At 44.0% G+C, this 12960-nt stretch carries 10 protein-coding genes; 3 read left to right on the plus strand and 7 right to left on the minus strand.

The window, feature by feature from the left end; genetic code table 11:
- Positions 1–256 precede the first annotated feature (256 nt).
- On the minus strand, positions 257–1270 hold the full coding sequence (locus tag CU635_RS12315) for a DUF1646 family protein (protein ID WP_101577676.1): 1014 nt from the start codon (positions 1268–1270) through the stop codon (positions 257–259).
- A 398-nt stretch (positions 1271–1668) separates the two neighbouring features.
- Between CU635_RS12315 and addB the strand changes: the two genes are divergently transcribed.
- The gene (gene addB / locus CU635_RS12320; RefSeq protein WP_101577677.1) at positions 1669–5190 is read left to right on the plus strand and encodes a helicase-exonuclease AddAB subunit AddB; all 3522 of its coding nucleotides are present in this window, start codon (positions 1669–1671) and stop codon (positions 5188–5190) included.
- The gene (addA, locus tag CU635_RS12325; protein ID WP_245917452.1) at positions 5159–8929 is read left to right on the plus strand and encodes a helicase-exonuclease AddAB subunit AddA; all 3771 of its coding nucleotides are present in this window, start codon (positions 5159–5161) and stop codon (positions 8927–8929) included. The genes addB and addA overlap by 32 nt, the downstream gene beginning before the upstream one ends.
- Positions 8930–9044: 115 nt before the next feature.
- Here addA and CU635_RS12330 read toward each other — a convergent pair whose 3' ends face one another.
- The 6 genes from CU635_RS12330 to CU635_RS12355 all read right to left on the minus strand — a co-directional run bounded on the left by CU635_RS12330 (position 9045) and on the right by CU635_RS12355 (position 11026).
- The gene (locus CU635_RS12330) at positions 9045–9263 is read right to left on the minus strand and encodes a spore germination protein (protein WP_101577679.1); all 219 of its coding nucleotides are present in this window, start codon (positions 9261–9263) and stop codon (positions 9045–9047) included.
- 68 nt (positions 9264–9331) lie between these two features.
- Entirely contained in the window at positions 9332–9700 is a 369-nt protein-coding gene (locus CU635_RS12335) for a spore germination protein GerPE (RefSeq protein ID WP_101577680.1), read from the minus strand.
- Positions 9701–9883 carry a spore gernimation protein GerPD gene (locus CU635_RS12340; RefSeq protein ID WP_101577681.1) on the minus strand — a complete coding sequence of 61 codons (183 nt, stop codon included), beginning with the start codon at positions 9881–9883 and terminating at the stop codon, positions 9701–9703. It lies immediately after the preceding gene.
- On the minus strand, positions 9880–10497 hold the full coding sequence (gene gerPC, locus CU635_RS12345; protein WP_101577682.1) for a spore germination protein GerPC: 618 nt from the start codon (positions 10495–10497) through the stop codon (positions 9880–9882). The genes CU635_RS12340 and gerPC overlap by 4 nt, the downstream gene beginning before the upstream one ends.
- A gap of 46 nt (positions 10498–10543) precedes the next feature.
- On the minus strand, positions 10544–10789 hold the full coding sequence (locus tag CU635_RS12350) for a spore germination protein GerPB (RefSeq protein WP_101577683.1): 246 nt from the start codon (positions 10787–10789) through the stop codon (positions 10544–10546).
- 15 nt (positions 10790–10804) lie between these two features.
- A complete protein-coding gene (locus CU635_RS12355; RefSeq protein ID WP_101577684.1) occupies positions 10805–11026 on the minus strand; it encodes a spore germination protein in 222 nt (73 codons plus the stop codon).
- Between the two features lie 241 nt (positions 11027–11267).
- Here CU635_RS12355 and CU635_RS12360 point away from each other — a divergent pair, with 241 nt between their 5' ends.
- Positions 11268–12860, plus strand: a complete 1593-nt coding sequence (locus tag CU635_RS12360; RefSeq protein ID WP_101577685.1) for a long-chain-fatty-acid--CoA ligase — start codon at positions 11268–11270, stop codon at positions 12858–12860.
- Positions 12861–12960: the final 100 nt, after the last annotated feature.

A 12960-nucleotide genomic window follows, 5' to 3' on the forward strand; every position in this document is an offset into this window, starting at 1 on the left:
ATAAAAATAACCAAAAGGGGTTCGGAATGAGACCATTCCGAACCCCTTTTGTCGACAATCTGAGACTCGAATGACTTCGAGTCTTTTTACTTGAAAAAAAATCTCCTAAATTGGTTCATGGTGATTCCCTGCATAATTACGTCAACCTAATCAATCACGTATAAATCTTCCTTCTTATAAACTCGAATTTATCAAGAAACCCCCTTACTCAAAAGATTCAAAACAAATCTTTTAGCCATTTACAAGTAATGAAAAATCACTCCCCATACAAGATCACCACAAAATAAACAACCATCGTCATCAATCCGAACGGAACGCCGAATTTTGCCCATTCTGTGCTGGTAATGTTCAGTTTGCCAGCGGAGATGATATTGGGAATATTTCCGGGAATCAGCATGCCGCCGCTCGTAATCAGGCCAAGTAAAATTGCTTTGATGGCCATGTAGTCCATCGCCGGACTAATTTCGGCAGCTGCCAGGGTTGCGTTATCAAGAATCGCAGAAATCATATTGATCCAGTACAGCAAAAATGGATTGAGTTGAAGCATGTACATATTGATCATCGGTTCGAATCCGGCGCCAAGCAGCGTCAAGCCCATTACAAACAGATAGATCTTTATAGAACGATTAAGAATTTCCTGGTACGTTTCAGCCTTGCTAAATCCAGACAGTCCTTTTTTATGCGGCTGAGGCTGAATAAATAGGGCCGCAAAAACACCCATCATCAATACCCCAATCACTACCTCCGGCCCTATCAGCCTGAACAGAAGCAGGAAATCCCCATTCAGTTTGCTGACGACAATTGTTGAAAGCGGCTCGCCAATTGGTGTTAAAGTGGCTCCCAAGCCGATTGAAAAACAGGAAATGATCACAAGCCGCAATTCCGATTTTCGATCTAATCGGAGGAAAGTGACAATATTTACAAGGACTAATGCGGCAATGATCGCGGTGATGACACTTGAAAGGAAGCCAAGGACAATGACGACGAGGGCGAAGAATAATGGATAAGGTATGGATTTACCAGTTTTGCTAACTAAGTTTTCAAAAGGTCTTAACAGCCATTTGAACAGCAAACCCGCAATAAGAACGGTTATTGCAATTTTAATAGGGTCTTCCAATGCTTTCACCATCAAAGGCCTGTCCAACACCCCGCTGAACAAAACGGCAGCAACCCCCATTGAAAATAAGAAAATTTCGAGGTTATCCTCAACGGCTTTCATTGTAAATGGAAGCACCAGCACAAGCAGTAGAATAATGATTAATCCAGTCATCTTTATACCTTCTCAATTGTTAATTTAATATAATTCCAAAAGAACCATCCAAGCTTGTCTAATATGTACTATATTATGGGCTGAAAAGAAAAATGACCCCGTAAATCATTTAGCAGGAACTATTTATGTTATAGTGCCTTCAAATTATAGAGCTGTATAAAACGATAGGAACTAACGTTCGCTATGTGAGCAGTATGATATCATAAGTTTAGTTAAAATCAATTTTACAACTAAGAACTTTAGCTGCGCGCACATGTGGGAAATCTCAAACCATAAAAGCTGAAAAGCATTTAGAATGAAACCAGTTACTATTTGCCAAACGCAGGCGATAAAATTTTAATCATATGCTGTGCTAAAATAATATAAGAGAAAGATAGCTTTATTAGGAGGATGGGGAGATGTCTGTTCGACTATTAATCGGGCGTTCCGGGAGCGGTAAGACGGAGACATGCCTGAATGAAATACGCGAGAGATTATTTCAGGAACCGGATGGCGATCCGATAATTTATCTTGTACCGGAACAGATGACATTTCTTTCGGAGTACAGGCTTGTGACAACGCCTGACCTGGGGGGAATGATCAGGGCGCAAGTGTACAGCTTTACACGTCTTGCATGGCGGGTCCTGCAGGAAACGGGCGGCATCAGCCGTTACCATTTAAACAGCATTGGAATAAGCATGCTGATTCGAAAGATTATTGAAGAAAACAAAGACGAGCTCACCATCTTTCAGCGTGCTGCTGATAAAAACGGTTTTATCCAGCAGATGGAACAAATGCTCACAGAGTTTAAGCGGTATTGTATAAATCCGGAGGAACTCGCTGAAAAGCATGCAGCTTTGGCTGAGAATGAACAACAAAAACGGATTGATATTCAGGATAAGCTTCATGACCTTGAATTAATATATAACCATTTTGACGAGGCGATGGCCGGCAAATATACCGATTCAGAGGATTACTTCAGGTTGTTCGCTGAACAAGCCGCTTCATCTGGCTACTTGAAGAACGCCGAAGTGTATATTGACGGGTTTTATAGCTTTACCCCCCAGGAGTACTTGGTGATTCAGCAGCTTATGAAGCATTGCAAACGGGTAACGATTACGCTGACGCTTGATCAACCATTTCAAGTAACAGCCCCGGATGAGCTGCATCTGTTTAGAATGAGCGGTGAAACTTGCCAGACGCTTTATGAAATCGTTAAGGCTGGAAACATTGAGCTGGAGCCGGAATTCATTTTAAACGAGCAAAAGCGCTGGGAGCATCCATCACTTAACCATCTCGAAGCGCATTTTGATACAAGGCCTGCTCAAGCTTTCCAGGGAGCGGCCGCTGTTACGATCGTACAGGCAGCCAATCGAAGAGCGGAACTGGAAGGCGTCGCCCGTGAAATTAAGCATTTAGTCCGCGATAAAGACTATCGTTTTAAAGACATAGCTGTTTTAACGAGAAACGGTAATGACTATCATGAAATTATTGAAACGATTTTCCATGATTACGGCATTCCTTATTTTATCGATCAAAAAAGAACGATGCTGCATCATCCGTTGCTTGAGCTGATTCGCTCAAGTCTTGAAGTGATCGTTGGAAATTGGCGTTATGAGCCTGTATTCCGTGCCGTTAAAACGGAATTATTATATCCGCTTACCTCTAATCCGGCGCAGCTTCGTGAACAAATGGACAGGCTTGAAAACTATGTGTTGGCGTACGGGATTCAAGGAGACAAGTGGACGAAGCGGGAGCGCTGGGTTTATCGGCGCATCAGGGGCTTGGAAAACGAGGCTATCGCCCAGACTGATGCGGAAAAACGGGCGGAGCAGGAATTAAATGAGCTTCGGCTTTTGATTACCGCCCCCATTTTAAGAATGTCAAGGCGTTTGAAAAGGGCGGAAAATGGCCGTGATCTTAGTGAAGCGGTTTATCTGTTTGTTGAGGAGCTTGATATTCCGGCAAAGCTTGAGCAATGGAAGCTGGCAGCAGAAGAGCAGGGGAATCTTGTCAGAGCACGTGAGCATGACCAGGCCTGGGATGCCATTATTGCCATGCTTGACCAGTTTGTTGAAATGCTTGGTCAAGAAAAAGTGCCGTTAAAGCAATTTGCCTCGATACTCGATGCTGGTATGGAGGCACTGAAATTTTCGCTTGTACCGCCCGCTATTGACCAGGTGCTTGCTGCTGATTTGGAAAGGTCGCGGTTATCTGATATAAAAGCGGCGTTTGTGATTGGCCTGAATGAAGGAGTCCTGCCTGCAAAGATCAACGAGGAGGGCATCCTTGCCGATGAAGACAGAGAAGCCCTGCTTGCGGGCGGATTAAAAATCGCTGCAAGCAGCAAAACGAAACTGCTTGATGAGAATTTTCTCGCTTATAAAGCTTTTATAACCCCTTCGAAGCAGCTTTATTTAAGTTATCCGCTCGCCAATGAAGAAGGAAAAGCATTGATGCCGTCCCCCTATATTAAGAGAATCGTTGATTTGCTGCCGGAAGCGCGCCACGATTATTTTGTGGTCGATCCTTCCGAGCTTCCGGAAATGGGACAATTGGAATTTGTCTCAGGGGAAACGACTGCGCTTTCCTATTTAGCGGGCCAAATGCAGCTCAAGAAACGAAATTATCCGATATACGATTTTTGGTGGGATGTATACAACTATTACATGAAAAGTTCGGAACAGAAAAAAACCGCGTATAAAGTTTTGTCCAGTCTCTTTTATGAAAATAAAGCAAGGCAATTGTCAAGGAACGTGAGCAGTGGGCTATATGGAGATCATATTCAGGCAAGTGTTTCGCGAATGGAAATGTTTAACAGCTGCCCGTTCTCACACTTTGCCCAGCATGGCTTGAAACTCCGTGATCGAAAAATATTCAGGCTTGAAGCCCCCGATATCGGAGACTTATTTCACGCTGCATTAAAGCATATTTCAGAAGCTGTCAATGCAAGGAATTTGTCATGGTCAAGCATGACGAGGGCTGACTGCGAAATGCTTGCCAAAGAAGCGGTTGAGAAACTGGCGCCAAAATTGCAGAATGAGATTCTTTTAAGCTCAAACAGGCATTTTTACATTAAGAGAAAACTTGAAAATATTATTAGCCGGGCGTCCTATATTTTGAGCGAGCATTCGAAAGCGAGCGGGTTCGTTCCGATCGGTTTGGAGCTTGGGTTCGGGCTGAAGGAACAGCTGCCTCCGTTATCATTTTCACTTAAAAATGGTGCGAAAATGGAATTGGCTGGCCGGATAGACAGGGTCGATAAAGCAGAGAACGAAGATGGGGTTTATTTAAGGGTAGTCGATTATAAATCAAGTGAAAGAGACTTGAATTTGAGCGAGGTTTATTACGGCTTATCTTTACAGATGCTTACTTATCTCGATATCGTAATCAGCCACGCTGGCTCGCTCATCGGTACTGAAGCGAGTCCAGCCGGTGTTCTATATTTTCATGTTCACAATCCGATCATCCAAACGTCAAAAATGCTTTCTCTGGATGAGATTGAACGCGAAATCTTTAAAAAGTTTAAAATGAACGGTCTGTTGCTCGGTGATGAAAATGTACTTAACTTAATGGACCGGTCGCTTGATTCGGGGGAATCCTTGATTGTCCCGGCCGGAATAAAGAAAGACGGGACACTTTCAAAACGCTCTAAAGTGGCAAGCAGCGCGGAGTTTGCCCGGCTGACAAACCATGTCAGAAACATATATGAAAAAACGGGCAATGAAATTACGGAAGGTATTACCGATGTATCCCCGTATAAGCTGAAGAATAAGATTCCGTGCACATTCTGCTCCTTTAAGTCCGTCTGCCAGTTTGACCAGTCAGTCGAGGGCAATAACTACCGGATTCTGAATCCGAAGCAAAAGGACGATGTGCTTGAGATAATTCGAGGGGAGGATGAAGGGATTGACGAATCTCCAAATTCCGGCGAAGCCTGACAACGTCACCTGGACCGATGACCAGTGGAAAGCGATCGCGGCAAAGGGAAAGGACATTTTAGTCGCTGCCGCGGCAGGCTCGGGAAAGACGGCTGTTCTTGTTGAAAGAATGATCCGCAAAATAGTTGATGAGCAGGACCCAATCAATGTCGATGAACTGTTGGTTGTGACTTTCACAAACGCATCCGCTGCTGAAATGAGGCACCGGATTGGTGAAGCACTTGAAAAAGCGATTGAGGAACAGCCGAAATCAATCCATTTAAGAAAGCAGCTAAGCCTGTTAAACCGTGCTTCAATTTCGACATTGCATGCTTTTTGCTTAAATGTAATCAGAAAATATTATTACTTAATCGATATTGACCCAGGCTTCCGGATTGCCAATGAAACAGAAGCTCAGCTGTTGCGCGATGAAGTGCTTGATGAGCTTTTTGAAGAAGAATACGGGAAAGACGGTAATGATGCCTTTTTTGCTCTTGTCGACACATTCACGAATGACCGAAACGATGCTGCACTACAGGACATTGTCCGCGAGCTTTATGATTTTGCCAGGTCGAATCCTTCTCCTGAACAGTATCTTGCTTCAATTATTGCGATGTATGATGTTGATGAATCGGCTTTGATTGAAGATCTGCCTTTTGTGAAGTCTCTCTTATTTGATATTGAGCTTCAGCTTGAAGGAGCGATGCAGCTTCTTGAACAGGGGCTCGAGCTAACCAGGCTTCCAGGCGGGCCAGCCCCACGCGCGGAAAATTTTGTCGAAGATATCGAAATCGTCCACATATTAATGGCTGCAAAAAATGATTCCTGGGAGACGCTATATCAGGCGATGCAGTCATGGTCTTTTTCGCGGGCAAAAACATGCCGCGGCGATGATTTTGATCAAGAATTGCTGGACCGTGCCCAAAAGCTGCGCGAAAAGGCAAAGAAAATTTTACAGGAAATCCAAAATGAACTTTTTTCAAGAAGGCCTGAAAGCTTTATAAAGGATATGCGGGAAATGAAGATTCATATCGAAACACTCGTTACCCTTGTCAGAACCTTTTCGGAACGATTTCAAAGGGTAAAAACAGAAAAGGGACTCGTTGATTTCTCCGACCAGGAGCATTATTGCCTTGAAATTTTAACCGGAGGAATGAAGGAAGACGGATTGAGATTTCCTTCTGAGGCTGCCGAAAGTTATCGCAATCATTTTAAAGAAGTGTTTGTGGACGAGTACCAGGACACAAACCTGGTTCAGGAAGCGATTCTTAAGCTCGTTACGAAGGATAGTGAAGAAGCCGGGAATTTGTTCATGGTTGGGGATGTGAAGCAATCCATTTACCGATTCCGGCTTGCCGAACCAAATTTATTCCTCGGAAAATACAACAGATTTTCGACTGAAGGAAAAAAATCCGGACTGCGCATTGACCTGGCAAGGAATTTTAGAAGCCGGAAGGAAGTACTGGACGGGACCAATTATTTATTTAAGCAGTTAATGGGTGTCAAGGTTGGCGAAATTGACTACGATGAAGCGGCCGAGTTAAAAAAGGGCGCAGCTTACCCGGAAGACATCGAGCATCCGGTTGAAGTTTTGCTGATTGACCAATCCGGAGAAAACAATGAAGCTGAACAGCAGGAAGATGACCTGGCAGCCTATGATGCCGAAGAATTTGAACAGGTCCAGCTTGAAGCGAGACTGATGGCGACAAAAATTAAGGGAATCATTGGCGAAAGACTGCCTGTTTTTAATGCAAAAACAAAAATGGATAGGCCGGCAGCATACCGGGACATCGTTATTTTGCTGCGTTCGATGACATGGGCGCCGCAAATAATGGAAGAGTTTAAGCAGCAAGGAATTCCTGCTTATGCAAATCTTTCAAACGGATATTTTGAAGCGACAGAAGTGGCGATTATGATGTCATTGTTGAAGATCATCGATAACCCAATTCAAGATATTCCGTTTGCATCTGTCCTGCGTTCACCGATTGTTGGCTTAGATGAAAATGAGCTCGCGCAGGTTCGGATAAGCGAGCGAAGGGGATCGTTTTATGACGCATTTGTGAGCTTTTGCCGGGCAAAACCGGGACACGAAGGGGAAGAGCTTCATGAAAAAACAAACCATTTCCTTGAGCAATTGACAAACTGGAGAAAGAGGGCCCGCCAAGGTTCACTTTCCGAATTGTTGTGGAGCTTGTACAGGGAAACTCATTTTTTTGATTATGTGGGTGGTTTACCGGGCGGAAAGCAGCGCCAGGCCAATTTACGGGCACTTTATGACCGGGCCCGCCAATACGAGTCAACATCTTTCCGGGGCTTGTTCCGCTTTTTGCGTTTTATTGAACGGATGATGGACCGCGGCGATGATCTCGGTGCAGCACGGGCGCTGGGCGAACAGGAGGATGTCGTCAGAATCATGACGATTCACAGCAGCAAAGGCCTCGAATTCCCAATCGTATTTGTCGCTGGTCTTTCACGGAAGTTCAACGTCATGGACATAAGAAAGGCTTTTATGCTTGATAAGGACTTTGGGTTTGCGGCTAAATATGTCGATGCCCAAAAACGGATTTCTTATCCATCACTTCCACAGCTTGCCTTCAAACGGAAAAAGAAGATGGAGATGCTTGCCGAAGAGATGCGTGTGCTTTATGTGGCGTTAACAAGAGCGAAGGAAAAACTGTTTTTGATTGGGTCTGTGAAAGATGCCGAAAAAACGATTCATAAGTGGTCAGCAGCAGCTTCGAATCAAAAATGGCTTCTATCCGAGTTTGAGCGGGCGTCCGCGGGCAGCTATATGGATTGGATCGGCCCATCAATAGTCCGCCATCGCGATTTCCAGGTTTTCGGGCCGGAAGGAAGCATCATTAGCTCGTTTTCAAATGAAGAGATCGCTGGACATCCTTCCTGCTGGAGAGTGCAGGTTGTCACTGCAGAAGAAGCGGCCGGACAGCGGGAGGAAGCGATGGTGAAGCAGGATGATTTGCTGGCGAAAGTGGCAGCAGGGGAGACTGTCGATGTTGTTTCTCCGTTTTCCGAAATCGTCAATCATCAACTGTCATGGAAATATGAACATGCTGAGGCAGCCGTCTATCGATCCAAACAATCGGTTTCTGAAATAAAACGGCAGGGCGAAGCATTTGCTGAGGAGAGCAGCACGGAATGGTTGCGCCAACTCAAAAAGCCGATATTGACACGGCCGAAGTTTATGCAGGAAAAGTCACTTACACCTGCGGAAAAGGGAACAGCGATGCATATGGTCATGCAGCAGCTAAACCTTCGCCTTCCCTTGACCGAACAAAGCATAAAAGAACAAATTAAGGTCATGCAGGAAAAAGAATTGCTTACGGAAGAACAAGTTTCCGTTATTGAAGCAGACCTTGTCGCACAATTTTTCATGACTGATTTAGGTAAAAGGCTGATAGGCGCATCAAAGATAAACCGCGAAGTCCCGTTTAATTTATCACTGTCCGCAAAAGAAATTTATCGTGATTGGAAAGGGCAGGAGGAGCGCGTTTTTGTGCAGGGGATCATCGATTGTGTGTTTGAAGATGAGCAAGCTACAGTGCTGATTGACTACAAAACAGATCAAATTCATGATCGATTTAAAGGGGGCTTCGAGGAAGCGAAGCCAGTGCTTGAAAAAAGGTATAAAGTGCAAATAGATCTGTATACGAGAGCACTTGAGCAAATTTTCAAAAAGACAATTGAAGAAAGATACCTATTTTTCTTTGATGGCGGGCACATCATAAAACTTGATAAATAAGTCAGTTGCTTAAGGCAAACAGGCGATAACCGTGAGTGGTTATCGCCTGTTTAATTTGTTAAGGTAAAAGCGGCAAATCCGGGCGCGTGAGGTTTTTCCGAAGGGAGCAGAAAATTTAGGCGTTGCCAACAACAGGCTGGTCCAACAGATTTGTATCAATCACATTGTTGATATTTATTCCGTTATTCGTAATGATAAAGCCCCCTGTGTTCGACGCGCCGGCTCCCGAGACCGATTTAGATGCATGCTTTGGGGAGATATATACGGCATCGCCAAACTGGACGATCCCGCTTCCAACATTGATAATCTGCACTGGACCAATTATGGCGGGCATATATAACATCCTTTTCTGAATGATGACCTTGTCCGGCTCCGATAATATCATGTGACAATATTGTGCAATTAACGGGGTCTCAATTGCCGGATATGTTTGATCCTCGATTCTAAAGATATGTTTTGGCTGTTTCCAATATGGAGAATAGATGAAGCAGAAATTCCGAGAATATCTATTTTTTTCACTTTTAGGACAGGAAAGATGTGGGATGTTTGCTGCACAAGTTGTTCCCGTATTGGCATGAACGGAATCGGTTTATTGAAAACAGGGTAAGCAGAAAAGCTTCCTTCATCACTATAAAAAACTTCCTCTTCCCGCTGGACTGCAATGGCACGGGAAAACCCGTTGATGATTTCTGAATCTCCCAACTGGATGACCGAGGAGTATGATACTGTGGTGACCTTCAAGTCTGTTACATAGGAAGTCCGTTGCAGCATTTATCGCACATCCGGGGTTAACGGCACAAACGGGCCAATAATTAACGATTCAGCCGGAGTATCAAAGGCAGAGGCAAGCTGAATCGTGTTTGCATCCCCGACCATTAACAGCGAAGAACTCGACACCCCAATCACCTGTATATGTCCTACGCAAATCTCCCGGTTCAGAACATGGAAATTCATTCTGTTTTCATTCCTTTCACAGTATCGGGCAAATGATTTAGGAAGGTGTGTACACCTCTATTGATTTCCTCTTTCAGCTGAACAATCATTTTTTCTCTGTATTTTTCGAAATACTCTGGAGACCTTTCAGCAGGAATATGTTGATTGATAAAATGTTCAATCCTGGCTGGAAGCTGTTTTTTTATGTCATCCTTTATAAAGGAAGTATACGAATCATCTAAACGCAGGTTCAATTGGTTTTTTGCTTCATCAACGATCGATTTTAAGTCTGAATCGATATAGTTGTTCATGTGCTCCTCGATATCGACGACCATTTGCATCCGCTCTTTAGGTGAAAAAGGAGTACTCATTTGGTCATTGTTAACGGAAAAATCTTCGATCCCCTGCAAATCGGTTGGATTTAAACCAATATTAAGCGTGCCTTCAAGGGTTTCTACCTTGAGCTGGTCAAACTTATATTCAATCCTTTCAACCCGAATGGATGGCTTTTCCTTCAAGTCTTTCATTTCATTCTCCAGAATCGCCATTGATTTTGCCAACGCGCGAATTTTCTTGTCTTGAGCCTGAACAAAATTATGCAGATGTTGAAGGTACCGGTAAAACTCCTCGTTCATGAATACCACCTCACATGTTTGTCCAGTTGACCAAATTTTCTTCGCATTACAAATCCTGGCTGACTCTGCCTCTCGCTGTTGTCAAAGGCACTGCCGGACTTTCAAAATGTGTTCCGGTTTCGAAATCGGGCGCTTCAGCTTCCGGCGCAGGCTCTATAAACCCTCCGGTGTTGCTTAAATAAGAAACAGGTTTAATAATCCCGGAACTGCCGATCTGCAATACTGCCGAATTCATAATACTGTCAATTCGGATCAAATTGATGTGAATTGACTGTTGAATATAAAAATTCATCGCTATCACCTGCTGTTATGCATTTAAATATGGACCTTGATCGATCGCATCCCGGTCAAAAGTGTTGGTTGAGCTCCGCTTGTTGTATACATTTAAACCGTTACCGGTATTAAAGGAACCTGCCCCGGAGAATGTCTTGGCCGTCGATACAGGCATTATTTTATAAACATCGCCAATGTTAAAGACAGAACTGCTCCCGATTGAAATCACTTGGACAACTCCTACAATTGCCGGCATGATCTACACCCTTTAAAGTAAATTTCTTTAATATCGTATGTGCAAGGACCGGAAATGTGATTAAATCGCCCAACTTTATAGGCGTTAACTGTCATCAATAAAGAGGAATTGAAGCTGGATGAAAGAATTTGTTCGGAAAAAAATATCAAATAGACATATTACGACAAAAAAACGGGTAAAAACCTGCCATAATAAATGTATATTTTGAAAGCGTTTAATTTTTTCTAGGGAGGGGATAAGGATGAAGGTGCCATTAGTTCTTTCGCAATTTTTGGACAGGGCTGTATCATTGTATGGTTCAAAGAGAGCGATTTTTGGCGATAAACATGTTCTTACATACAAGGAGCTAAATGAAAGAGTTCATAAGCTTGCGCACGGGTTAACAAACCTGGGAGTGAAAAAAGGTGACAGGATTGCATATCTCTCCGGAAACACAGTTGAAATGCTTGAAGGGTTTTACGGCGTATTCCTGACCGGCGCCATAATGGTGCCGCTTAACACCCGATTAAAGCCGGATGATTATTTGTTTATTTTGAACCATAGCGAAACAACCATCTTGTTTGTTGATCGCACGCTGTACAACTTGATCGTACCTGTCAAAGAAAAACTGACAACAGTCAAGACGATCATCGTCCATGACAACAAAAATGAATATGCTGAAATGGATTATGAAAATTGGCTTACAGGTCAACCGGCAAATTCTTTTACGAGAACAGCAGTGGATGAAGATGATATTTGCAGTCTTTTGTATACTAGTGGAACAACCGGCAATCCGAAAGGAGTCATGCTAACCCATCGCAACAATTATTTGCACGCTTTAAGCGCGATGCACCATTTGCGGGTAAACGATGAGGATGTTCTGCTGCATGTTCTTCCGATGTTCCATGTTAACGGCTGGGGTTCACCATTTTACTATACTGCGAACGGTGCGACGCAAATCTGCCTGAGGAAAACGTCTCCCGAGGCAATTTTTGCAGCCATTGAAAAACATGGAGTAACGGTCATGCACATGGCTCCGACGGTATTGAATTCATTGCTCCAGTATAATGAACAACATAAGCCCGCAATCAGGCAGCAAATTCGGGTCGTTATTGCAGGTTCCGCTCCTCCGCCGGCATTTGTGACGCGAGTAGAAAATGAACTGGGCTGGGAGTTTATTCAAGTCTACGGGATGACTGAGTCGTCGCCTTTAAGCACCATTTCGCTGATCCGCTCCCATTTAAAGGATCTGCCGGCAGACGAGCAGAATCAAGTGAAAGCAAAAACGGGCTTTGCGATGATTGGCTGTGAAGTGAAGGTAGTCGATGAAAATGGTGACGAAGTGGCCCATGACGGCAAACAGATCGGCGAACTCATCACAAGAAGCAATGGAGTCATGAAAGGGTACTGGAAAAATGAAGAAGCGACCATGGAAGCGATTCGCGACGGTTGGCTTTATACCGGTGATATGGCAATGGTCGATCGCGAAGGGCATATTGAAATTGTCGACCGCAAAAAGGATGTCATTATTAGTGGCGGTGAAAATATTTCTTCAATTGAAGTCGAAGGTGCTCTGTACGACCATCCAGCTGTATTGGAGGCTGCTGTTGTCGCCGTTCCGCATGAAAAATGGGGTGAAACGCCGCACGCGTTTGTCGTGCTGAGGGACGCGGAAACTTGCACAGAAGCTGATCTTGTTGCTTTTTCACGGGAAAAGTTGGCCCATTTTAAAGCGATTACAGGAGTGACATTTGTTGAGGAGCTTCCGAAAACAGCTTCCGGGAAAATCCAGAAGGTCCATCTTAGAGACGATTACTGGAAAGCGCAAGGAAAAACAGGTCGGTTTGTCAACTAAGACTGCTCGTTCATGGGCAGTTTTTTATATCGTGAATATTGAAGAATTGAAATTTACGAGCGGAACTCGCAATTTACGATGATCGCCAGCCAGAAATTAC

Origin of the sequence: Bacillus canaveralius (assembly GCF_002860125.1) — a bacterium.
Taxonomy (GTDB): domain Bacteria; phylum Bacillota; class Bacilli; order Bacillales; family Cytobacillaceae; genus Bacillus_BJ; species Bacillus_BJ canaveralius.

Excerpts from the sequence above, each read along its gene's own strand:
- CU635_RS12315 (WP_101577676.1), bottom strand. The coding sequence starts at position 1,270 with ATGACTGGATTAATCATTATTCTACTGCTTGTGCTGGTGCTTCCATTT.
- addB (WP_101577677.1), top strand. The coding sequence starts at position 1,669 with ATGTCTGTTCGACTATTAATCGGGCGTTCCGGGAGCGGTAAGACGGAG.
- CU635_RS12330 (WP_101577679.1), bottom strand. The coding sequence starts at position 9,263 with ATGCCCGCCATAATTGGTCCAGTGCAGATTATCAATGTTGGAAGCGGG.
- CU635_RS12335 (WP_101577680.1), bottom strand. The coding sequence starts at position 9,700 with ATGCTGCAACGGACTTCCTATGTAACAGACTTGAAGGTCACCACAGTA.
- CU635_RS12340 (WP_101577681.1), bottom strand. The coding sequence starts at position 9,883 with ATGAATTTCCATGTTCTGAACCGGGAGATTTGCGTAGGACATATACAG.
- gerPC (WP_101577682.1), bottom strand. The coding sequence starts at position 10,497 with ATGAACGAGGAGTTTTACCGGTACCTTCAACATCTGCATAATTTTGTT.
- CU635_RS12350 (WP_101577683.1), bottom strand. The coding sequence starts at position 10,789 with ATGAATTTTTATATTCAACAGTCAATTCACATCAATTTGATCCGAATT.
- CU635_RS12355 (WP_101577684.1), bottom strand. The coding sequence starts at position 11,026 with ATGCCGGCAATTGTAGGAGTTGTCCAAGTGATTTCAATCGGGAGCAGT.
- CU635_RS12360 (WP_101577685.1), top strand. The coding sequence starts at position 11,268 with ATGAAGGTGCCATTAGTTCTTTCGCAATTTTTGGACAGGGCTGTATCA.